The organism is uncultured Thermanaerothrix sp. (assembly GCF_938028735.1).
Classification (GTDB): Bacteria; Chloroflexota; Anaerolineae; order Anaerolineales; family Anaerolineaceae; genus Thermanaerothrix.
Genome location: NZ_CALIMF010000021.1, coordinates 14,283 through 34,695 on the forward strand (window position 1 = coordinate 14,283; position 20,413 = coordinate 34,695).

Annotated in this window: 19 protein-coding genes; 13 read left to right on the top strand and 6 right to left on the bottom strand. The window is 58.7% G+C overall.

The genetic code is table 11. The annotated features are described in order from the left end of the window. Window positions 1–196 precede the first annotated feature (196 nt). Window positions 197–877 carry a hypothetical protein gene (locus tag Q0721_RS10395; protein ID WP_299029348.1) on the top strand — a complete coding sequence of 227 codons (681 nt, stop codon included), beginning with the start codon at window positions 197–199 and terminating at the stop codon, window positions 875–877. Window positions 878–1,005: 128 nt separating this feature from the next. On the opposite strand, the gene Q0721_RS10400 is transcribed toward Q0721_RS10395, so the two are convergent. Next, window positions 1,006–2,298: an FAD-dependent oxidoreductase gene (locus Q0721_RS10400; RefSeq protein ID WP_299029351.1), complete on the bottom strand. Its 1,293-nt coding sequence runs from the start codon at window positions 2,296–2,298 to the stop codon at window positions 1,006–1,008. Between the two features lie 315 nt (window positions 2,299–2,613). Here Q0721_RS10400 and Q0721_RS10405 point away from each other — a divergent pair, with 315 nt between their 5' ends. The 4 genes from Q0721_RS10405 to Q0721_RS10420 are packed head-to-tail and all read left to right on the top strand — an operon-like array spanning window position 2,614 to window position 5,245. Next, window positions 2,614–2,961 carry a roadblock/LC7 domain-containing protein gene (locus Q0721_RS10405; RefSeq protein WP_054521866.1) on the top strand — a complete coding sequence of 116 codons (348 nt, stop codon included), beginning with the start codon at window positions 2,614–2,616 and terminating at the stop codon, window positions 2,959–2,961. Between the two features lie 9 nt (window positions 2,962–2,970). After that, window positions 2,971–3,603 carry a 4-vinyl reductase gene (locus Q0721_RS10410; RefSeq protein ID WP_299029354.1) on the top strand — a complete coding sequence of 211 codons (633 nt, stop codon included), beginning with the start codon at window positions 2,971–2,973 and terminating at the stop codon, window positions 3,601–3,603. 2 nt (window positions 3,604–3,605) lie between these two features. Then, window positions 3,606–4,478 carry a response regulator gene (locus Q0721_RS10415; RefSeq protein WP_299029359.1) on the top strand — a complete coding sequence of 291 codons (873 nt, stop codon included), beginning with the start codon at window positions 3,606–3,608 and terminating at the stop codon, window positions 4,476–4,478. Next, window positions 4,475–5,245, top strand: coding sequence for a polyprenol monophosphomannose synthase (locus tag Q0721_RS10420; RefSeq protein ID WP_299029362.1), 771 nt, complete (start codon window positions 4,475–4,477; stop codon window positions 5,243–5,245). Before Q0721_RS10415 ends, Q0721_RS10420 begins: the two co-directional genes overlap by 4 nt. On the opposite strand, the gene rsmA is transcribed toward Q0721_RS10420, so the two are convergent. From rsmA to Q0721_RS10435, 3 genes are read right to left on the bottom strand one after another with little or no spacing between them, the layout of a single operon-like run. Then, complete coding sequence (gene rsmA / locus Q0721_RS10425; RefSeq protein WP_299029365.1) at window positions 5,227–6,081, bottom strand: 16S rRNA (adenine(1518)-N(6)/adenine(1519)-N(6))-dimethyltransferase RsmA; 855 nt, start codon at window positions 6,079–6,081, stop codon at window positions 5,227–5,229. The two genes, Q0721_RS10420 and rsmA, sit on opposite strands and share 19 nt — an antisense overlap. Continuing rightward, complete coding sequence (locus tag Q0721_RS10430) at window positions 6,066–7,472, bottom strand: ubiquitin-like domain-containing protein (protein WP_299029368.1); 1,407 nt, start codon at window positions 7,470–7,472, stop codon at window positions 6,066–6,068. Before Q0721_RS10430 ends, rsmA begins: the two co-directional genes overlap by 16 nt. Window positions 7,473–7,504: 32 nt before the next feature. Continuing rightward, entirely contained in the window at window positions 7,505–9,115 is a 1,611-nt protein-coding gene (locus Q0721_RS10435) for a hypothetical protein (protein ID WP_299029373.1), read from the bottom strand. Between the two features lie 77 nt (window positions 9,116–9,192). Here Q0721_RS10435 and Q0721_RS10440 point away from each other — a divergent pair, with 77 nt between their 5' ends. Continuing rightward, a complete protein-coding gene (locus Q0721_RS10440; protein WP_299029376.1) occupies window positions 9,193–9,465 on the top strand; it encodes a hypothetical protein in 273 nt (90 codons plus the stop codon). Here the strand turns inward: Q0721_RS10440 and Q0721_RS10445 are convergent. Next, window positions 9,439–10,383: a hypothetical protein gene (locus tag Q0721_RS10445; RefSeq protein ID WP_299029378.1), complete on the bottom strand. Its 945-nt coding sequence runs from the start codon at window positions 10,381–10,383 to the stop codon at window positions 9,439–9,441. The two genes, Q0721_RS10440 and Q0721_RS10445, sit on opposite strands and share 27 nt — an antisense overlap. Next, complete coding sequence (locus Q0721_RS10450) at window positions 10,367–13,534, bottom strand: DEAD/DEAH box helicase (RefSeq protein ID WP_299029381.1); 3,168 nt, start codon at window positions 13,532–13,534, stop codon at window positions 10,367–10,369. The genes Q0721_RS10445 and Q0721_RS10450 overlap by 17 nt, the downstream gene beginning before the upstream one ends. 397 nt (window positions 13,535–13,931) lie before the next feature. On the opposite strand from Q0721_RS10450, the gene Q0721_RS10455 reads away from it, so the two are divergent. The 7 genes from Q0721_RS10455 to cas2 all read left to right on the top strand — a co-directional run bounded on the left by Q0721_RS10455 (window position 13,932) and on the right by cas2 (window position 19,824). Next, a complete protein-coding gene (locus tag Q0721_RS10455; protein WP_299029384.1) occupies window positions 13,932–14,996 on the top strand; it encodes a metalloregulator ArsR/SmtB family transcription factor in 1,065 nt (354 codons plus the stop codon). Between the two features lie 19 nt (window positions 14,997–15,015). Beyond that, the gene (locus Q0721_RS10460; protein ID WP_299029387.1) at window positions 15,016–16,323 is read left to right on the top strand and encodes an MFS transporter; all 1,308 of its coding nucleotides are present in this window, start codon (window positions 15,016–15,018) and stop codon (window positions 16,321–16,323) included. A 38-nt stretch (window positions 16,324–16,361) separates the two neighbouring features. Next, complete coding sequence (locus Q0721_RS10465; protein ID WP_299029390.1) at window positions 16,362–16,769, top strand: OsmC family protein; 408 nt, start codon at window positions 16,362–16,364, stop codon at window positions 16,767–16,769. Window positions 16,770–16,898: 129 nt separating this feature from the next. After that, complete coding sequence (locus Q0721_RS10470; protein ID WP_299029393.1) at window positions 16,899–17,402, top strand: hypothetical protein; 504 nt, start codon at window positions 16,899–16,901, stop codon at window positions 17,400–17,402. Window positions 17,403–17,444: 42 nt separating this feature from the next. Further along, window positions 17,445–18,350, top strand: coding sequence for a CRISPR system precrRNA processing endoribonuclease RAMP protein Cas6 (gene cas6, locus Q0721_RS10475; RefSeq protein ID WP_299029395.1), 906 nt, complete (start codon window positions 17,445–17,447; stop codon window positions 18,348–18,350). Window positions 18,351–18,524: 174 nt separating this feature from the next. Continuing rightward, the gene (gene cas1 / locus Q0721_RS10480) at window positions 18,525–19,535 is read left to right on the top strand and encodes a CRISPR-associated endonuclease Cas1 (RefSeq protein WP_299029397.1); all 1,011 of its coding nucleotides are present in this window, start codon (window positions 18,525–18,527) and stop codon (window positions 19,533–19,535) included. A gap of 1 nt (window position 19,536) precedes the next feature. Next, a complete protein-coding gene (gene cas2 / locus Q0721_RS10485; protein ID WP_299029400.1) occupies window positions 19,537–19,824 on the top strand; it encodes a CRISPR-associated endonuclease Cas2 in 288 nt (95 codons plus the stop codon). Window positions 19,825–20,413 lie beyond the last annotated feature (589 nt).

The window sequence follows — 20,413 nt, forward strand, 5'->3', positions numbered from 1 at the left end:
TCCTTTGGCTTTCACTATTTTACTGGGCATTGTCCATTTTCGTCAACTTTGTTACTTTGTTCACAAAACCATTGGCGATGAGGGGTAAGGCATCTTCAAACTCTCTTCGTTGCAACTTCATAAATTCTTCATAGCCTTTTGTTATCCTTTGGGCTGCAAGATGTGACAATACCCTTTTCAAACGGAGGTAACTCGTATGAGCAAGAAAGTTTTATTATTTGGATTGGGCGCTTTATTAGCAGTGGGGTTGCTCTTCGGCAGCATCGCCTGGGTATACGCCCAAGCCCCCACTCCAACTCCCTCGACTGATGAGACGACCCTCACGGCCCCTGGCTGGGGCTGGGGACGGCATGGCTGGGGAAGGATGGGCGGACGAGGGATGATGGGCACGGCATGGGGTGGTTACCTGCAGGATGAAATGCTGACCGCGCTAGCCAACAAATTGGGAATGAGCGTGGATGATCTCAAAGCCAAGATTCAGACCGGCACCACCCCGGCACAAATCGCCCAGGAAAAGGGCCTGACGGTAGCGGAATTCCGCACCCTGATGCAGGAGGCGCGTAATGATGCCCTTGACTTGGCGGTAAAGAACGGCAAACTGACCGCTGAACAGGCCGAGCAAATGAAGCAGGGTACCTGGGCGCTGGGCACCTATTTCAAAGACACATTCTTCGCCACGCTGGCCGAGAAACTGGGCCTGACGACCGATGAACTCCAAGCCAAGATAAGTGAGGCCCGCAGCGCCACTCTGGATCGCGCCGTCCAGGAGGGGAAACTGACCAGCCAACAGGCCGAATGGCTGAAGCAAAATGCCCCCCAGGGCGGTTTCGGTTGGGGTTGCCATGGCCTGCGCGATGGGCGAGGTTGGGGCTGGTAATTCCCTGGGTTGTACCCAATCCCCACGCGTCAACCCCCGCTGACGCTGCAAGAGAGGCTGCCGTATCTCCGGCGGCCTCTCGCGGCTTTAAACAGAGCGATCACCAAATGGGTTTGTTCCGGTGCCTATCACCTACCCATTAGGTGATGGGCTAAACGCTTCCCTAGGGCCACAATGGTCAGAATCGGTGGGAGACCAGGAGAGCGAGGCAAGACACTGGCATCACACACATAAAGATTGGGGATGTCGGTCCTCAAATCCGAGTTAACGATGCGACCAATCGCTGCCGTGCCACCGACGTGAGCGCCTTGGGGCAAGGAATACCGAATGGACTCGGGCCGGGCACCCGCGTGAATTAAGATCTCTCTCGCCATCATCGTGCCTGCCCTGAGTTTCTCATGATCGGCTACCGAGACTGCTTTTGAGATGCTGCCATTGGCAAATACCTGGCCGGAAGCTTCATCGGCGATCTTCGTCATCAGTCCGATCAGGCGATTCGCCGGTAGGGCATACCCTTCCAACCCGAGTTCAATCAAGCGTACCTCGCGTGAATGGTTGACGTACGTAGAGAGCAGAAACCCCTGTGTGGCATGGTGCTCAAGATCCACTAATGCCATTTGAGGCTCGTTGAGCATTCCAAAATCATCGGTGACGCCGTAGGTATTGACTAGTAAATCTACAAACAGGTTGCTACCGGCTTCAGTGATCCCCGTTTTCTGTAGGATGATAGGTGTCCCAATTCCCCCAGCGGCTAAGATAATTATCGCAGCGTGAATCTCGGTTTCACCCCCTGGACTTTTAACCGCGACCCCCGTAGCCTTCCCATTATGGAGGATTACCCGTTGCACGGTCGTATTAAACATTAGGGTCACCCCCAATTGCTGGGCTTCGAGCAGGTAATTCAAGGCGGTCCACTTCGCGTTTTTGGAGCATCCAAGCGAACAGTGACCACAGGCTTTGCAGATCGCGGGGTCAATGAATTTGGGCATTGCCTCCATTTGATGCCCCAACGCTTGAGCGGCCTCGCGAATGCGCCGACCACCCAGGGATAACAATAGGTCGGGCAGCGGAGCAATACCCATTTCACGCTCTGCTTCGATGAATTCTTCTTCCAGGCTTATGCCATACCCAGCCAGCTCACGTTCAAGGCAACGCACACCGTTTCCCGCCGCCACCATCGTGGTGCCTCCGGCCATAAAGGTGCGCCAGATAATGACCCCCTGCTTGGATTTTTTGGGAACCCGAGTGATTTTATTGGCATCAAAATATCTGAGGGCGTTCAAAAATGTGCCTACTGAGGCCTCGATTTGGCCCTTTTCGATGACCACTACCGATTGCCCCCGTTTGGCCAGTTCACGCGCTATAGTTGCCCCACCCGCGCCTGAACCCACGATTAGATATTGGTAAGATGGGTTTGACATGATCGTTTGCCTTTCTATACTATCGCGGTGACCTCCCCCTTCACCCCCCATTCTATTTTTCACGTTTGGGGATTGCAAATGGTGCATCCCTAGCATAACACAATCGCGGGGCCATTTCAATAACTTGTATGGACAATTTATTCTTTGCGCCTGAAAATGATCCCCCCTTACACTTCTGCAAAGCCACCGAGGGGTGTGCTTGACACCAAAGGGGGGCTGTGCTAAATTAGTAAACGTCAAATTTGCTTCCCCGCTAACCGTGCGAAATTCGCATAAGAAGGAGTTGCCGCCTTGACCAAATCTCGCACTCAACTCATGGTAGAGCGGTTGCGCGAACTACAGGCCTCTTCGCCCGATATCGAAGCCTCGGCGGTAGTCAGCCTGGATGGGTTGACGATTGCCTCAGCGCTCCCGCAGGGCGTGGAGGAGGATCGCGTATCGGCTATGTCGGCGGCAATGCTCTCGCTGGGCGAGCGCATTGCCAATGAACTGGGGCGGGGCGCCCTCGATCAGGTTTATATCAAGGGCCAGAAGGGCTATGTGGTGTTGATGTCGGTGGGTGAGGAAGCTGTGCTCACTGCTCTGGCACGCGAGCAGGCCAAACTGGGCCTGATCTTCCTGGATATGCGCCGTGCCGCCGAAGACCTTGCCAAGTTGATTTGAGTCCTGACCATGGAAGCGATCCCGAAAAGCGGCTATTACTACCCCAACAAAATTGCCCGTATTGCCCTGCTGGCACTTGAAGATGTTATGGGGAAGAACGGCGTCAATGCCATCCTCAACCTGGCCAATCTGCAACACCTGATTGACAATTACCCCCCCGATAACCTGGAACGGCAATTTGATTTTGCCGATTTTTCGGCAATCAACGGTGCGCTGGAAGAGATGTATGGCCCGCGCGGTGGCCGTGGGTTGGCGCTGCGGGCGGGACGGGCCACTTTCCAAGATGGCCTGCGGCATTTCGGCGCCCTAGCGGGGGTAGGTGACCTGGCGTTTAAGGTCCTGCCTTTGCAGGCCAAACTGCGCATTGGCCTGCCAGCGATGGCCAAGATCTTCAGCACCACCAGCGATCAATACTCCACCGTTGAGGAAAAAGACACCCATTTCATTTACACCATTCACCGCTGTCCGGTATGCTGGGGACGTAAGAGTGACCGCCCCGATTGTTACATGGCTGTGGGACTACTTCAGGAAGGTCTCAAGTGGGTCTCAGGCGGGCAAGAATTCCGGGTCAATGAGTCGAAATGTGTGGCAATGGGGGATCCGGTGTGCGAGTTTGTGATCTTTAAAGAGCCAATTGGCTAATCATGAGCGAGGTTGTCACCCCATTCACATTGTTGATTATTGAAGATGACTTGGACGTGGCCGAGATGCTGGCCACGTTTTTCAAGGAACAGGGCTACCGGGTGCTTACTGCCAACTGGGGGGAAGATGGGATTCGAACGGCTACGGAGCAGTTGCCCCATCTGGTTATCCTCGATATTCGTCTGCCGGATATTGACGGCTTTGAGGTTGCACGGCGCTTGCGTGCCCGGCGCCGCACCCGCTATATCCCTATCATTTTCCTGACCGAAAAGCGCGAGCGGCAGGATAAACTACAAGGGCTGCAACTGGAAGCCGATGATTACATCACCAAGCCTTTTGATATCCGCGAATTAGGTCTGCGTGTACGAAACGCATTGAGCCGTGCGCGGCGCGAATCGCTGACCCATCCGGTCACTGGATTGCCTCAAGGTGCCTTGGTGGAGGAGGCGTTGGCGCACTGGCTGGCGACGTACCCTGCGCTTTCCTTGTGGGTGGTGGGGTTACGTCACCTGGAAGCCTTTCGGGAGGCCTACGGGTTCGTGGCAGCCGATGATGCGTTGCGGGCGGTGGCCTTGCTTCTGGGGCGCCAGCTGCTTGATGCGGCGGATGATTCCGCTTTTTTAGGACACTTAGATCTCACCACCTTTGTCTTAATTGTGACCGCCGGTCCTCGAAGTGGCTTGGGGGAACGCCTGGCCCGTCAACTGGACCAAGCCTTAGGGTTGTTTTACCGGAGTGAGGATCTGCAAGAGGGGCGCTTTGAGGGTTCACGCTTGAGTGTGGTGCTGCGCTCTTTCGCGCCTTCCACGTTGCCCGACTCTGTAGCAGGGCTGCGCGCGGCGCTTTTGGAACTAGTAGAGGCGCGCGGGGCATGAAAATCATCTTAGTCATCCCCACCTACAACGAAGCCGAAAACTTGCCCCGCCTAGCCGAAGCGCTGTTTGCTTTGCCCTTGCCCGAACTGCGTTTACTGATCGTGGATGATGCCAGCCCTGATGGCACCGGCCAGATTGCCGAAGGTCTTAACGAGCGCTGGCCGGGGCGGGTGCGTGTCTTACACCGGCCGGGTAAGTTGGGGTTGGGCACGGCGTACATTCAGGGGTTTCGTCTGGCCATGGAGGACGCCGATGCGGTGGGGCAGATGGATGCCGATTTTTCGCACTCGCCGGCTAAAGTCGTGGAACTAGCAGCCGCCCTTGAAACCTGCGATCTGGCTATCGGCTCGCGTTATGTGCCGGGCGGGTCGCTGGATGAGCGCTGGCCGTTCTGGCGGCGCTGGCTCTCCGGGTTTGGCAATGCCTATGCCCGCACCATTCTCCACCTTCCAGTGCAGGATGCCACAGGGGGCTTCCGCCTGTGGCGGCGCGAAGCATTGCAGCGCCTGCCCTTGGAACGTGTGCGTTCCAATGGGTATGTTTTCCAGGTTGAGATGGCTTACCTGGCGCACTTGCACGGACTGCGCATCCGCGAAATCCCGATTCACTTTGCCGACCGGCGCTGGGGGCAATCTAAGATGAATTTACGCATCCAAATTGAGGCCGCCTACCGTGTGTGGCTGCTGCTGAGTCAGTACGCAGATTTGCGACACCAGCGGGCGATGAGCCAGAACAAACCATCCTCACATTATTCTTCCAGGTGGTGATAAGCCTGGAGCACCCGCTCCCATTCCTCCAAACTGAGCGTCTCAGCGCGGCGTTGGGGGTCGATCCCGGCTCTTTGCAGGAGGGCTTCTACGCGAGTGGGTGGCCAACCCAATCCCGCCGCCAGGGCATTGCGCAGGGTCTTGCGGCGCTGGGCAAAAGCCGCCTGCGCCAGGTGGAAAAAAGTTGGCAGATCCGCCGCTGGTAGGCGCGGCTGCGGATATAAATCCACGCGCAGAATGGTGGAGTCCACCTTGGGTGGGGGATAAAAGGCCCCGGCCGGGATGCGCCCCACCGAGCGCGGGTGTCCATAAACCTGTACGCTAAGCGCCAACAGGCTCATCTTACCCGGCGCGGCGCAGATGCGCTCGGCCACTTCGCGCTGTACCGTCAGGACCAGGCGTTGTGGGCGTACCGGCGCCTCTAACAAGCGTCGGATGAGGACTGAGGTAATGTAGTAGGGGATGTTCGCCACCGCCAGGAATGGATCTGCCTTGCCAAGATGCGGGGTTAGGTCAAGGGTCAAGATATCTCCCTGAAGTAGGATGACATTGGGCGCCGTGGCCAGCACTTCGCGCAGTAAGGGGATCAGCCGCCCATCCAGTTCCACCGCTACCACGCGCCGGGCAGCCCGTGCCAAGTAGCGCGTCAAAGTGCCCAACCCTGCTCCTACCTCCAAAACCGTGGCTTGAGGTGGAATCTCGGCCGCCGCCACAATGCGTTGCAAGATATGGGGATCATAAAGGAAGTTCTGCCCCAACGATTTTTTGGGCTGCAGGCCGTGTTGGCGCAGCAGTTGCGGTACGTTGAGCGGCGGTAAATCTAGGGCAGAATCCATGGGATGGCGCTTGGTACGGGGGTGAGAAAGTACACGGTGACGTACTGATGCCAGGGCTGGTAGTCGTTGTCGCTATACCCCAGGTCAATCCAGTAGCGCCCGGGCACGCCCCCGCCGACATCGGCGACCACGCCGATGCCGTAACCGGGAACGTAGAGGCGCTGGCCTAGCATCCAGGAATACCACGTGCGGGTGACGGCGATAATACCATGTTGCAGGGGCAGGCCGCTGGCGGTGGCAGTGGAACAACGATTTACCCCTAGGCGGCAGGGGGAGTAAGACGTGGCGTAAACGGTCACCGCCCGCCAATACTCCAGCGGGCCCTGCGGGGTTTCCAGGGTACGGATGACTACCTTTGTACCGTAGCCCACCCGCTGGGGTTTAGGCGCTTTGGCCACCCATTCGGCTTCTACCGTACGTCTGATCTCCTGCCCATCCTCGTAGCGCACACGCAGACGGTTAACCTCAATACCGTACTCGCCAGGTTCGATAACACGGCGCTGATCTAACTCGGTATCCGGGTCAGGTTCGTACTCGTTCTTGAAAGGCAGGACTTTTTGTTCCAGGAGCACCTCTTCGCGCACGCGCACGACGCGGATGATCCCATCTACCGGCAGGGGTTGATCCTCTGGGGGTTGGCTGTAGTCCAGTCCTTGCAGCGCGATCCCGGCTTCGGCCAGGGCTTCACCAACTGTGGCGGCACTGCTTCTAAGGGTGAGTGTTGTTCCACTCGTCTGAACCTGCAAGGAACGGGCGCGCCTCACCGTTACCTGGATGCCAGGAGTGAGAAGGGTGTCGGGTGCAGGGCTTATCTGATCCCCATTTTCCAAGCGCAGAGCACATTCGGTCAACGCTTCCCCCAAGGTAACCGCGGCAGAGTAGCATGTACCCGACCGCCCGTTATCTTGCCAGGTGAGCGGGATAGCGCGGCGTATCTCCAGGTGGTAGGCAGTAGCGGGGGGTAATGGCTGATAAGGGTCAATGGGCTGGCCCTGCCAATAGATACGATCGTGGGGAAAAAGGCGCACACCCGCCTGCAGCAGTAGGTTGGCCGGGATGCGTTCGGCGCTGCTAAAGGCCGTGCCCCGGTGCTCCGGCCAGAGCGCAAGGCGCACCAGGCGGGCGCGTTCGAGGATGAGCGGAGCGTTCCACCAGGGCGTGAGGGCGGGCCGGGCGGGGAGAAGGCGGTCTTCGGGGCGGGGGGCAAGATTGGCGGCGCGCAGAAGGCTGCCCAGGGTCAGGGCACGTGTGCGTATTCCCCACCACTCCCCGTCTACTCGCACCGGGACGGTGCGCTCCAATCCCACCAAGAGCAGGCCAGCGCCCACGAGCCCGCATAAGACGGCCAAGGTCAACAGCCAATGGGAGCGCCGATCAGAGTGTGTTGTCATGTCACCTATTGTACCGCGAGTAAGTCGAGCACTCAGGGCCTCAGGTAGGTGCCGCGTTGTTGTACTTGTGGGGGGAGTTGCGGGGCAAAAGCCCGCAGGTGTGCGCGCAAGGTTGGGATGTCCTGCTCCCGCAGGGCGTAGAACGACACGGTTGCGTCCCCACAAACGAGGTTGTCGGGGATCTCCCATTCTCCCACCTTGTACCAGTGAGATGGTAATTGCCCGGGAAACCATGCGTCATACACAATGGCCAGATCAGCACCGGCCTGGCGGGTAATCCAATCAATGGTTGGGGCATCTAGCGTCCCGCCCAGGCGCGCCTGGGCGATATCGCGGGTGGCCAGTCCCACCAGATCAATGATGTGAGCGTTGGTAAAATAGGCCACGGCGCCGATGTCGTTTAAGGCAACCGTTCCCTGAGGGTAGAACCGACCCACAAAGCGGGCTATCTGGTACTGCTGCTGGTAAATGTTCGCGCTTGCACGGGGCACCGCAAGGGTGAAGTAAGCCCCTGCCAGTACCGGCACGGCCAGGATGAGTGCCACCACTAGGGAATGGGCAAGGCCGGCCAGCCAAGGGGTGGAGAACCACCGACGTAAGTCGAGTCGCATTAGCGGAGGCGTCAGCACCACTATGGCAGAGGCGACCAAATAAGCCTGATAGCGTGCAAACCCCTGTACCGAGGCCAGCATTAAGTGGATCAGTGTGGCTACGGCTACGATCAGAAGTAAGGTGTTTTCACCCTCCAGACGCCGTTCCCGGCGCCACCCGCTCCAGAGGCTGATTCCCAGGCCGAGTAGTAGCAGTCCCATTTGGGGGGCATGACCCAGGTTGTGCCCTAGGCGCACTCCTAATGCCCTTAGCAGGTCCAACGGGTTTTGCCCCGTGCCGGGTGCCCCTTTGATCAACAGGGTGACCGGTAGGAACCACCAGCCCTGCTGGACGAACCACAGTCCGAGCAGGGTGATGGGAAGCAGGGCGGATCCCACCAACGCCAGTCCCAGCCGCCAACGGCGTTGCCACGTTAATACGGCGGCTGTGACCGCGATGAGGAACAGACCTTCGTAGCGCACGAGTGGCAGGAGCAGGGCCAATGCTAGTAGGCTGAGGTAGGTGGATCTCGGCGCGGATGATAATAGGGCGCGCTCCAGGGCCAATAGGAAAGCCAATGTGAGGATGGTGTGGAGAATGTGCTCCATGCCGTTGAAAATCATGGGCAAGAGCGGCATGGCTAGGATCAGGAGCACCAGGGCCAGGGCAACTTGGGGTTGGCTTAAGCCGTGCTGCACCCAATAGCCGTATATCAGCACGATCAGAATCACTGACAGCCCCAGGTTGAGCCAGAAGGGCAGGGTGGGGAAGTTGCCAATAAGGTGCATCAGCAGCGCCAGCCCTCCGGTCCACAGCGGGGAAGAGGATGAAGATGAAAAGGCGTAGGGAGTCGCTCCCCATACCCCATACTGAGCCAGGCTCCGTGCCATCGCCAAGTGAATGTAAGCATCGTCCAGCACGTAGGTGAGGTGACCCGCGTTGCGCGCTAGCACGGTGACCCCAAGCCCAAGGGTCAAGAGACCCACCAGTGCCAGACCGGCCCACAGAGCCCAGGTTTGGCGCAGATTGAAGGGGCTTGTCTTTTGACTCATCGCTAAAATTTTACTATCATAAAAAATATCAACCCAGCCCACCCGAAAAAATGATCTGCTGTGAAGGAGTCGCACTCATGCCCCCTTTACCTTTTAACCTTCCGCCGGTTCCTCCTCTTCCGTTTTACATCCATCCACTCATTTTCTGGAGCATTGTGCTGGTGATCGGTATTCTCTTTGCAGTCACATTTCTACGCTTTTTGTTCGCCCCACCAGAAGAGCGAACAGGGGCACTGGTCATTTTTGTGTTAATGGTGGTGGGGGTGGTCCTCCTCTATGCGGTTGTGTTGAATGCCCCCTTTATTATCTACCACTTCAAGCGTCTAACGCATCCCATTTTCCGCTGGTGAGTCATTCTCTTCACTGCTCGGTGCTCCAATATCCCCGTAGGCCAAGAAGAGCGCCATTTGTGTCACTGCCTCGTACATGGCTTCCAGTTGGGCGCTCAAGCTCAGGCCGACGGCGATCTCTGGGTCACCCAGGCGCTTAAGCAAGGGCTGAGCGATAACTGGCGGCTGGACATAGAGGGGGAAGCCGCTCAGGGGGCTATGTAAGGTCCAGAAGGGTTCCCAATCCGCTTCGAGGGGTTGAGGACGTTCGCGTTTGGCGGGGGATGGCTGCGGTGCGCGGTGCGGGACTGCCTTGTCGGTCACACCGCGGCGCTTGCGCAGCCCTTCGAGGATCTGTTCCTGAGTGCGTCCGCGCATGCGAAAGAGCAGGAAAGGATCTTCGTCAAAACGCTCGCCCAAGATATAGTGGGTGGCTGCAATGTGCTTGCAGGGATTGGCTGGATCGGGACAGGAACAAGCGGTGAAAAGGTCGCCGCGGGCGGTGGGAAAGAGATTGACCCCAGCAGTGGCAAAGGCTTCCTCGATGTTCGGGGGCATCTCGCCGGCCAGCAGTTGGGCGGCAAAGACTGCTTGGTCAGCCAGCACATCCAGCACCTTTTCCCATTGGCGAGAGGTGAGAGGAGTGAGGCGGATGGTTACCCTGTAAGGCCGTGGGCGCGTGCCTTGCACCAGCGCCTCGATCTCACCTTCGCGCTCCTCAATCCGCAGGACCTGCCCGGCACGGGCGTAGGCACGTCCACGTTGCAGCCGGCGCAGGTCGGTAATCTGCTCCAGGGCCTGGATCCAGCGGCGTGACCACCAGTGCTTGCCAAAGTCACCTCGCGCGCTAATGGCTTTGATCCCCCCTTTAGCTTTGCGAGGCGTGCGGGGTTCCCAGGCGTAAGATTCGTGATCGTTAAGATCATTGAGCCGACTCATAAGCCTCTTTCCCGTGGGTGCGCAGGGCCACTAGGTCGCGCAGTTGCTCGTTGCTTAGTTCAGTGAGCCAGGATTCGTCCTCACCAATGATGGATTGGGCTAAGCCGATTTTCGATTCGATCAGTTCATCGATTCGCTCTTCCAGAGTCCCTTGGGTGATCAATTTGTGCACTTGCACGTTACGCGTTTGCCCAATGCGGAACGTGCGATCGGTGGCTTGGTTTTCCACTGCCGGATTCCACCAGCGATCGAAGTGGAAAACGTAGTTGGCGCGGGTCAGGTTTAAGCCCAGACCGCCCGCCTTGAGCGAAAGGATGAAAATGGGCGGGCTGTGTTCATCTTCCTGGAAACGGCGCACCATCTGTTCGCGTTGACGCGGTGGGGTTCCGCCGTAGAGGAAATAAACGGGAACCCCTAGGTGCAGGGGGAGGGCCCTGGCGAGCAGTTCCCCCATCTCGGCAAACTGGGTGAAGACCAGCGCACGGTCGCCTGAGGCGATCACTTCTTCCAGCATCTCGATGAGGCGGTTTAATTTACCGCTACGTCCATTTTGGAGGGCGCTCTCCAGACGTTCATCCAGCGGCTGGTGCAGGTATTGCGCGGGATGGTTGCACACCTGCTTCAATTGGGTGATCATACTCAAGATCAGGCCGCGCCGCTGCATGCCTTGGCTTTCCTCAATTTGAGCCAAGGTCCTATCCACTACCGCCTGATACAACGTGGCCTGTTCTTCACTGAGGGTGCAGTACTGCTTGACCTCAATCTTTTCGGGCAAGTCCTGGATGACACGGGGGTCGGTTTTGACACGGCGCAGGATGAACGGCGTTACCATGCGCCGCAGGCGCTGGGCAGCCTGCTGATTGCCGAAACGCTGGATGGGCAGGGCAAACTCACGGCGGAAGGCTTGTAGTGAGCCCAGGTAGCCGGGGTTGAGGAAGTGCATAATGGACCACAGGTCATCCAGGCGGTTTTCAACCGGTGTGCCGGTCAGCGCCACGCGGAATTGGGCAGAAAGGCGTCGTGCAACCTGGCTCTGGCGCGATGAAGGATTCTTGATGTTTTGAGCCTCATCTAAAATCACGCCGAACCACTCCAGCGACTCCAACAGAGCCTGGTCCTGGCGCAACAGGGCATAACTGGTCACTACCATATCCACCGTTTGCGCTGCCTGGCGGAAAGCCTCATCGCGCAGGCGGTTAGGCCCTTGATGGATCAGCAAGCGCAGCGAGGGTGCAAAGCGTTCAACCTCGCGCTGCCAGTTGGTGACCACGGAGGTGGGGCAGACCAGTAACACCGGTCCGGGCAACTGTCCATGTTGCTCTTTCTCGTAGAGGAGCAAGGCCAGGGTCTGGATGGTCTTACCCAACCCCATGTCATCGGCTAGACACGCTCCTAGACCGTAGCGGCGGAAGAAGGCCAACCACGAGAATCCCAGGCGCTGATAGGGGCGCAGTTCACCCTGCAGTGAGCGCGGCTGGGGCAGCTCGGTCAGGCGTTGAGGCTCTTTGAGCCGTTCCAGCCATTCAGCCAGCCAACCTTCTGCTTCCACGGCATTAATGGGCAGGTCGTGCATCTGTTCGCTGCCCAGCGCTAGACGGGTGGCTTCAAGCAGGGTGACCTCGGCGCTCTGGCGCTGCTTTTCCCAGAAACGAATGGCCGCTTCGACCTGTGCGCTATCCAATAAGACCCACTGACCGCGCACCTGCACCAGTGGCGATTTGAGCGCCACTAGGGCTTCAAACGCTTCGCGGGTCAGGGTGGTCTCGCCAAGTGCAAGTTCCCACTCAAAGCGTACCAGCGAGGTGAGGTTAAGCAGGCCGCTTGCTTCCCCGGGAATTTGAGGTGTGGCTGGCTTGAGACGCACACGCACCCCTAGGCGTGCGCCGCGTTGATTCCACCACGGCGGAGTCAGAAGGCCAAACCCGGCCTGTTCCAAGATGGGCACCACCTCACGCAAGAAGCGATATGCTGCCGGCGTATCCAGGCTGATGCCAGTGGGATGGCGAGCGGCCAGGCTGGTAAGGATGGGCGGGAAGAAGCGCGCCGCGTACCCCAAGCCGGCCAGGAGGCGCTCTTGTGGGGCGATCAGACGATCACTCAGAAGTGCCAATTCGCGCGGCGACTTAAACCAGATGTCCTCCGCTGAAATCAACAGGCTGGGGTCGCTGCGGGATTGAAGCAGGTAGTGCAGTTCCCAGGTACCTTCGGCACTGGGTTGTTCAGAGGCGGGCGGTGCTTCTAGCAGGAGGGCAACGCGGAAATACTCATCCCCTGCCACCTGCAAGTTGCGCAACCAGGCTTGCAGGGTGCTGTGCAGGGCGCGCACTTGGGCGAGGGAGGCTCGCACGACCGGGTCAGGGCGAAAAAGAGCCTCTAACCAGCGATCCTGGATCTGATCCGAATTAGGCGGAATGAGGGGCATTTGGCTGCGCCCCCAGGTGCGTACCAGCGCGTCGGTGGTGTTCTTGATGAAAGCATCCAACAGGAGGCGTGCTGCGGGGAACACCGGCGCCCCGCGTAGGTTTGGCTGGCGTTCGGCACGGCACACCGAGGGCATGGCCTGCTCTAGGTGCAGTAAGCGCTGAGCATCATTAGGACTGTCCAAGACGGGCTGCCAGCGCGCCAGGTACTGCCCTCGTGGCCCGCTTGGTGGCTGTAGGGTGGGTAGATACTTCTGCTGGGCCAGGATCTCCAATATCAAGTTGCACACCACCTGCCAGTAGCGTGTATCTTGTCCCAGGTGCACCTGCCCCGGCACGCCATTGGGGGGCAGTGTGGTCAGGATACTGAAGGCTTTGGCAATTGGCAGCCACAACCCTCTGACCCGCCAGGCGCGCAGGCGGGGCGTGCTGGCCTGGTCCATCTCATACAGCGGATTGAGTTCGGGGGAGGGCCAGGGGGCGTGTTCATCCGAGGGCAGACTCAGGAGGGCCATTTCAGGCGTGGCTTCGGCTAGCGGTGTGCCTTCCCCAAGACGCTGACGCAGCCCTTCAGGTGGCACACAGAAGGGATGTTCGTGCGTTTTCCCGTGCCCATTGGTCGGAGGAGGGGTGGAGAAAGCGAGGCTGGCGAGGTCCTCAGCCCAGAAGAGCACTCCACCCGAGTCGGTTGGGCGCTTAGGAGGGCGCCAGTGCGCGTGTAGAACCCACATATGGGTGTTCAGCCGTCCTTATATCGAAGCATGAAGGGACCAACCTGGTTGAACCAAGGGTTACCCCAGACGTCTAATAGTATGTGCGATGAAAACCAGGACTTTGAAACGTCAGTGCCTGGAACATGCCAAAGGGTGGAATTATCTTGTTAATAAATGCTCGGGCTCAAAGCGCAATCTCTGACCGCGCGTTATTTCCCTTTCCTGGAATGCTCTAATTATAACCCACTCCGCGCTTGTCAAGAGCTCATGCGGACCACAAGTTGTTGAGAGAAGCGTACTGTGTGGGACTGTGCACTTCCACTGCGCTGAACGAGGCGGCAGGGTAGGGGGTTTGACAGAAAGCCCATATTCGATTATGATCTTATGTATTAGATAATTATCTAATAAGGTTGGGATGACCACTCTGCTCTGGGAAAGCGGAAGCGCTTACGATTTTTTCATTGCCCTGTACGTTTTGCACCACCCACAGGATTTTGGCGTGCGTCCTACTTGGGCGGCGGGGATGCGCTCGCGGCTGCCAGCACCCCAACGCGCCCTCCTGGAAACAGCGCAAACCTTTATGGGCGTGCCGCTGACTTGGCTGCATGGGTTGCCAGAGCAGGCCAAAGAGGCCTACCCAGCACTGCAAGCGTTGGCAGCCCTTCCACCTACCCAGCGCCTGCAGGCCTTGCTCTGGCGGGGTGATTTTACCCCTGCAGCGGGGCAGGCCCTGGAGCATTTGATGACTCATGGCGAGGTAAGCCTAGAGGAGCGGGAGATCCTGCGTGAGGCGCTGACGCGTCGTGGGCGCCCTTTACGCCCTGAGGCCTTTCAGGCATTGCTGCACGCGGCTGCACAGGCTGAAGCGTTTGGCAGCGCCTACCTGGAAGCCCTGGAGACCTTTTGGCGTGTTTTCTTCCAGGAAGAGGAAGCCCGCCTGCGTCCCTGGCTGGCACGCGGTTTGGAGGAAGCCCAAGCCCTAGCACGCCGCACTGATTTACCCAACCTGTTGGAGGTGCTTTCGGGCGGGGTGCACTTTGAGGCTCTGGAAGGTGCCCCAGAACTGGTACTAGTGCCCTCCTACTGGAGCACACCGCTGGTTTTCTACAGCCTGGTCAGGCCAGGACGGTGGATGCTGGTCTTCGGCTGCCGTCCGCCGCAGCAATCCCTGCTGCCAGGCGAGAACCTGCCCGAGATGCTGCTCAACCGCCTCAAGGCTCTGGCTGACCCCACGCGCCTGCACATTTTGCGCTACCTGGCCCAAGGCCCCCAGACTCCTGCCCAACTGGCGCGCCGCTTGCGCCTGCGTGCGCCTACCGTAGTACACCATTTACAGGCCCTGCGCGTGGCCGGCTTGGTGCACATCACCATCACCCGCGAGGGGGAGCGCCTTTATGCCCTACACCCTGCGGCTGTTCGACGGGTCTATGCTGACTTAGAGGCCTTTTTGGACGTTTCAGAAGCCCCGCCCACACCCTAATGCCCCCGGAGTTGTTTCGATGTTACCTTTGACTCATCGCTTTGAGGATGTTGTGCGCCTCTACGCTACACGACTGCGGGCTTTCTCGCTCAACGCTCGCCTTTACCTGCTCAGCGTCGTCCTGAGTGGCGCGGCCATGGGGGTGTTCCGGCTGCTGTTCAACTTCTATGTGCTTAGCCTAGGGTATGATGAGGCCCTGTTGGGCACGCTGATCGCCCTTAGCAGTCTGACTGCCTTGCTGTCGGCCCTACCTATGGGGTACCTGGTGGATCGCCTGGGGCATAAACCGGCGCTGCTCCTGGGTAGCGGGCTAAGCGGGGTGGCAGTGCTGATCATGGTGCTTTTCCCCTCGGCAGGTGTCTTTCTGATTATGAATGCACTGCTGGGGCTGGCGCAGAGCCTCAGCGGCGTGACCATGGGACCTTTCCTGATGGAAAACAGCCGCGAACAGGAGCGCACCTATCTTTTCTCGTTCGCATCGGGATTGCAAACGGCCTCTGCCTTCGTGGGTAATTGGATTGGCGGGTACTTGCCCACCTGGCTGGGAGCGCTGCGCGGGGTCTCGCCCACCAGTGCTCAGGCGTATGCGCTGGCGTTGGCGACGATTGTGGCTGGGGGGGTGCTGGGCATCCTGCCCTTGTTCTTCCTGCAACCGGTGCGCTTGGCCGCAGGGCAGCGTTCCCTCTTTACCCCGTTTGCTTATCTCTACCGCCATTGGGGGACCATGGGCAAACTGATCCTGCCCACTTTTCTCACCTCAATTGGTGCCGGGCTGATCATGCCCTTTATGAATGTGTTTTACCGCCAGGTGCACCATCAACCCGACCCCGTGATCGGCACGCTCTTTGCCTGGGGGTCACTGGCGATGGGGTTAGGGCTGCTTGTAGCGCCGCCCCTGGCGGATCGCTGGGGTAAGGTGCAATTGGTGGTGGTTACCCAGGCGCTTTCCATTCCCTTCCTCTTTCTGATGGGCTTTGCCCCCTGGTTCGAGGTGAGCGCAGCGGCCTACTACATCCGTCTGACGCTGATGAACATGGGGCTGCCGGTCTATCAGGCCTTTGTGATGGAACGTGTGGAACCCCAGGCGCGCGGGACGGTAGCCAGCTTAGTCAGCATGGCCAACAACTTCGGTTGGGCGTTCAGCCCCACCGTGAGCGGTTGGATTCAGGTGCACTACGGCTTTGGCCCGGCGTTCATCGGCACGTTGATGCTCTACTCGCTAGCGGTTTTCTGTTACTGGTATTACTTCTGGCGGCCTCAACCCCAGCCGGTGTCGAGGGCGAGAACGGCTGCAACTTTTCAGCCCCCAGCGCATCTGAATAAGTGATACCCAGCTACAATCTGCGTTTAAGGGAGCGATTACTTATGGAGATGATCATTGATTTTCCGGGCGGGGCGCGCGTGGACGCGCACTTTGGCCCCTATACGGTGAAAACCGACCAGCCCCCGATGGGCGGCGGTGAAGGTTCAGCGCCAACGCCGTTTGCTGTCTTCCTCGCCTCGATTGGCACCTGCGCGGGGATCTACGTACTGGGTTTTTGCCGCCAGCGCGGCTTGCCAACCGAAGGTATGCGCATCATCCAGCGCGTGCGCAGCAATCCGCTGACTGGCTTGGTGGACGAGGTGGAACTGGAGATCCAGGTACCGCCGACCTTTCCGCAGAAATACTACGATGCGTTGGTGCGTTCTGCCGAACAGTGTGCGGTCAAAAAGCACCTTGAGCGTCCGCCGCGCTTCAACGTTTACACCGCGGTGGTGAGCCAGCCGGCCTGACCCTCCCCTCCACTTGTTTGCCCCATTGGGCCGCCCTACCTTGCGCTTTTTTTCACCATTCGCCACGCGTTTTGGGTTAGAATCACCTCGTTGCATGCGGTTAGTTTTTAGATCTTGCGAGGTGATGCGATGCGAAAAGTGCAGATACTCCTACTTTTGATGGTGTTGGTGGGCGCGCTCGTGGGGTGTAAGGCGAGAGTTGAGGCGGGGCGCTTGATCGTGCCAGTGCGACTGGATGAATCTGCCTTGCGCCAGTTGATAGACTTGGCGATCAAGGCCTACACCGCCCAGCAGGGCAGCAATCCCCTGACTGTAACCGTGGATACGCTTGCCTTCCTGCCGCCAGATGGATTGGCGGTTGCTGTGCACGCCCAAACCGAGAACACTCCCACCGTCAACGCTCAAGCCGAGATGCGCTTTGCCGTGCAGGATGGCCTGCCGCAGGTGCGCATTACTCGCCTGGATATCCCCAACGTGACGGTGAGCGAGGAACAGTTGCAGACCCTAAATAATCTGCTGAGCCGCCAGTTGCAGGAGCAGATGCGCCGGGCAGGGGATCGGGTCACCCTGCGCGAAATCAGCGTTGAAGCGGATGCCCTGGTGCTACAGGTGGAGGTACAACTGACGCGCTGAAGCCAGCCCAGTGTTGCCGTCGGTGTGATAGAATCGGGGGCGATGGCTACCATCGTCCCCGATTTGCTTTCGTTGGTGCTCACCCTGCGCCCGGCGCCACAAGTCTCGCAGGCCCAACGTCCCATCCCGCGCTGGTGGGGGCGCGCTGCCCATGCTCTCTTCCTGCGTGTGATCGGCACCACTGATCCCGACTTGGCGCAGCGCCTTCACGATGAGGAAGGGGTGCGCCCCTTCACTGCCTCGAACTTGTTAGGCACTTTCCCCCACGGGCGGCTTGACCCCGAACAGCGCTATACCCTGCGCTACACCGCCCTCACTGCCGAGGTGGCGGCGCTCCTGATCCAGGCAGCGCGTACGGGGATGCTGGCCCCGGGCGCGACCCTTATCCTGGACGACCTGCCTTTTCAGGTGCTTGCGGTGGCTATGGACGGAACCGCCCACCCTTGGGCGGCAACCACTTCCTTTACCGAACTGAGTGCACAGCACCTCTTGCCCCATCACCGTCCGCCACGCCGTCTCACTTTACATTTTGCCAGCCCGACTGGCTTTCACTCCAACGGACGCACCCAACCTTTACCTCTGCCGGAATTGGTCTTTGGTAACTTGCTGGAGCGTTGGAATCGCTTTGCGCCGGTAGCGCTGCCCGAAGCGGCGCGCCAGTATGCCGCCGAGTGCCTGGTTGTCTCGCGTTTTAACCTGCGTAGCCAGGCTGTGCCACTCAAGGAGGGTGGGTTGCGCATCGGCACGGTGGGCGAGGTGGCTTACACCACCCGTAATTACGACCGTTACTGGATGGGAGTCATGAGTGCTCTGGCGGCGCTGGCACAGTTCTCAGGCGTAGGCGTGGCCGTTTCAGCCGGCATGGGGCAGTGTCGTTGGCGCCCCGATGACTTGACCCAACCCCCCGCAGCCGAGACAAGCCCACCAGAAGAAAGCTCCCTGGCGTGAACCAGGATCATCCTTTGCTCCTTTGACATCACCCGCTACAGCGGCCACATGTGAAAGCGTACAACTAGAAGCGCATTCTAATTTATGCCAGTTGGCAATTTTCTTGCAACTGTAGCCGGTTAAGGGTGTCTTCGTGCTCACTCGGCCAAGAGAAGGGAGGCGTTGATTGGGCAGATGCCACCGTTGTATGTGGCTCATCAGGGAGCGCGCCTGCGCATTCACAATCGTCGCTTGACTGTAGAAGCCGCTGAGGGCGATCCACCGCCCATCTTGGCTAACGTGCCCCTAGGGCAGGTTTCACAAGTGGTGCTGTTCGGTCATGTTGGCCTGACCACACCAGCCATCCATGCCCTGCTGAGCGAAGGGATTGAAGTTGTTTTCTTGACTCAGGATGGCGACTACCGCGGACGCCTGAGTGGGGAGTTGACCCCGCACGTTCCTTTGCGTCGCGCTCAATACCGCCGCCTTGAAGACCCTACCTTTACCTTGGGGATGGCGCGTGGCTTTGTCCAAGCCAAACTAGAACACCAACGCACTCTGCTTCAACGTCACCAGCGGGAGGCATGTGATCCCATTGTAGCTAAGGCAGTGGCCGGCCTGGAGCGGTTCCTGCGCCAGGTGCCCCATAAAACTACTCTGGCTTCCCTGCGCGGGCTGGAAGGTGCTGCGACTGCGGCCTATTTTAGTGGCTATCGCCGTTTCTTCGATCCCGTCTGGCGTTTTGAGTCTCGTCAGCGCCGCCCTCCGCCCGACCCAGTTAATGCATTGCTCTCGTTGGGTTATACCCTGTTGGCTGAATTGACCACCAGTGCTGTGCGCACCGTAGGGTTGGATCCGTATGCCGGTTTTCTCCATGAAGTGGTTTACAACCGTCCTGCACTAGGCTTGGATCTCATGGAAGAGTTTCGCCCAGTGGTGGATGGGTTGGTGCTGTGGGCCTGTCGTAGTGGGCAGATCACCCCCGATGATTTCCACCCCGGCGATGCTGAACGCCCTGTAGTGTTGGGCGAAAAAGGGCGACGCCTCTTCTTGCATGCCTTTGAGGAACGCATGGAACGGCGTTTTACTCACCCCTTGAGTGGTCAAACACTCACCCTGCGTCAGTGCCTGATCGAACAGGCGCGCCAGATTGCTCATTGCATCACCGAGGGACAAGCCAGTTATCGGGGGATGGGGTTCCGCTAGCATGGACGAGCGTGCGTTTTATGTTCTGGCGTACGATATTGGTGACGACCGTCGCCGTCTCAAAATTGCACGGCTGATGGAGAGCCTAGGCGAGCGGGTGCAGGAAAGCGTCTTCGAGGCCTACCTGACACCACGTGAATTGGAGCGCTTGCTCAAGCGCGTGGAACGGGTGTTGGCGGTTGATGAGGATTCGCTGCGTATCTACCGCTTGTGCGCAGCATGTAAGGCTACCGTTCGTACCCTCGGGCGTGCTCGCTTAACCCCGCCACCAGGGGTGATCGTGGTTTAGGAGCGAAGTGTCTTGGCTGGCTTTGTAGAAGTGGGGCGCGCTGCAAATCTGCGCCACTGCGTAGATGTGGGAAAGGCATGCCCTTGCGATCGTCTCCACTGTAGTCGAGTCCAAAGGGGGAGTGGTTTTACCCACTTTGGCTAAGAGGATGTCCCTGGGTTGGGAGAAATGTCACAGCAGGTATTCTTTCTTAAGATCCCCTCGGCGCATCTTGCGTTCTAAAGGAAAAATCCCTATAATTAAGAACAACCCCTTTCCGAACCTTAACAAGCGTATATAGGCGAGGATAGGCCGAGCCGCTAGGATAGAGAAGAACGAAAGTCCGTGAGAGTGTTTGTTGTGAAAAATATCACTTTTGCGTGACCCCCCCTCAAAATTGAGCTGAAAATGGGCTCCAACAGGAGGGGGGTACGCAAAACAGCAGGGGTGGTTTAAAACCCCCGTTTCAAGCCCCCAAACAGGGCCCATAGTGGGTTAAATTCTTCCCTTTAGGCCCCGAAACGAGCGCTAAAGGGCGGGCTTTCTCCCACTTTGAATTGTCTAGATGTCTGCAGTCTGAATCATCCAATGCCCGCCAGGGCATTAAGAC

Bases quoted from the DNA above. Each gene is read 5' to 3' on its own strand.
- Q0721_RS10395 (WP_299029348.1), top strand. From the start codon at position 197: ATGAGCAAGAAAGTTTTATTATTTGGATTGGGCGCTTTATTAGCAGTG.
- Q0721_RS10400 (WP_299029351.1), bottom strand. From the start codon at position 2,298: ATGTCAAACCCATCTTACCAATATCTAATCGTGGGTTCAGGCGCGGGT.
- Q0721_RS10405 (WP_054521866.1), top strand. From the start codon at position 2,614: ATGGTAGAGCGGTTGCGCGAACTACAGGCCTCTTCGCCCGATATCGAA.
- Q0721_RS10410 (WP_299029354.1), top strand. From the start codon at position 2,971: ATGGAAGCGATCCCGAAAAGCGGCTATTACTACCCCAACAAAATTGCC.
- Q0721_RS10415 (WP_299029359.1), top strand. From the start codon at position 3,606: ATGAGCGAGGTTGTCACCCCATTCACATTGTTGATTATTGAAGATGAC.
- Q0721_RS10420 (WP_299029362.1), top strand. From the start codon at position 4,475: ATGAAAATCATCTTAGTCATCCCCACCTACAACGAAGCCGAAAACTTG.
- rsmA (WP_299029365.1), bottom strand. From the start codon at position 6,081: ATGGATTCTGCCCTAGATTTACCGCCGCTCAACGTACCGCAACTGCTG.
- Q0721_RS10430 (WP_299029368.1), bottom strand. From the start codon at position 7,472: ATGACAACACACTCTGATCGGCGCTCCCATTGGCTGTTGACCTTGGCC.
- Q0721_RS10435 (WP_299029373.1), bottom strand. From the start codon at position 9,115: ATGAGTCAAAAGACAAGCCCCTTCAATCTGCGCCAAACCTGGGCTCTG.
- Q0721_RS10440 (WP_299029376.1), top strand. From the start codon at position 9,193: ATGCCCCCTTTACCTTTTAACCTTCCGCCGGTTCCTCCTCTTCCGTTT.
- Q0721_RS10445 (WP_299029378.1), bottom strand. From the start codon at position 10,383: ATGAGTCGGCTCAATGATCTTAACGATCACGAATCTTACGCCTGGGAA.
- Q0721_RS10450 (WP_299029381.1), bottom strand. From the start codon at position 13,534: ATGTGGGTTCTACACGCGCACTGGCGCCCTCCTAAGCGCCCAACCGAC.
- Q0721_RS10455 (WP_299029384.1), top strand. From the start codon at position 13,932: ATGACCACTCTGCTCTGGGAAAGCGGAAGCGCTTACGATTTTTTCATT.
- Q0721_RS10460 (WP_299029387.1), top strand. From the start codon at position 15,016: ATGTTACCTTTGACTCATCGCTTTGAGGATGTTGTGCGCCTCTACGCT.
- Q0721_RS10465 (WP_299029390.1), top strand. From the start codon at position 16,362: ATGGAGATGATCATTGATTTTCCGGGCGGGGCGCGCGTGGACGCGCAC.
- Q0721_RS10470 (WP_299029393.1), top strand. From the start codon at position 16,899: ATGCGAAAAGTGCAGATACTCCTACTTTTGATGGTGTTGGTGGGCGCG.
- cas6 (WP_299029395.1), top strand. From the start codon at position 17,445: ATGGCTACCATCGTCCCCGATTTGCTTTCGTTGGTGCTCACCCTGCGC.
- cas1 (WP_299029397.1), top strand. From the start codon at position 18,525: ATGCCACCGTTGTATGTGGCTCATCAGGGAGCGCGCCTGCGCATTCAC.
- cas2 (WP_299029400.1), top strand. From the start codon at position 19,537: ATGGACGAGCGTGCGTTTTATGTTCTGGCGTACGATATTGGTGACGAC.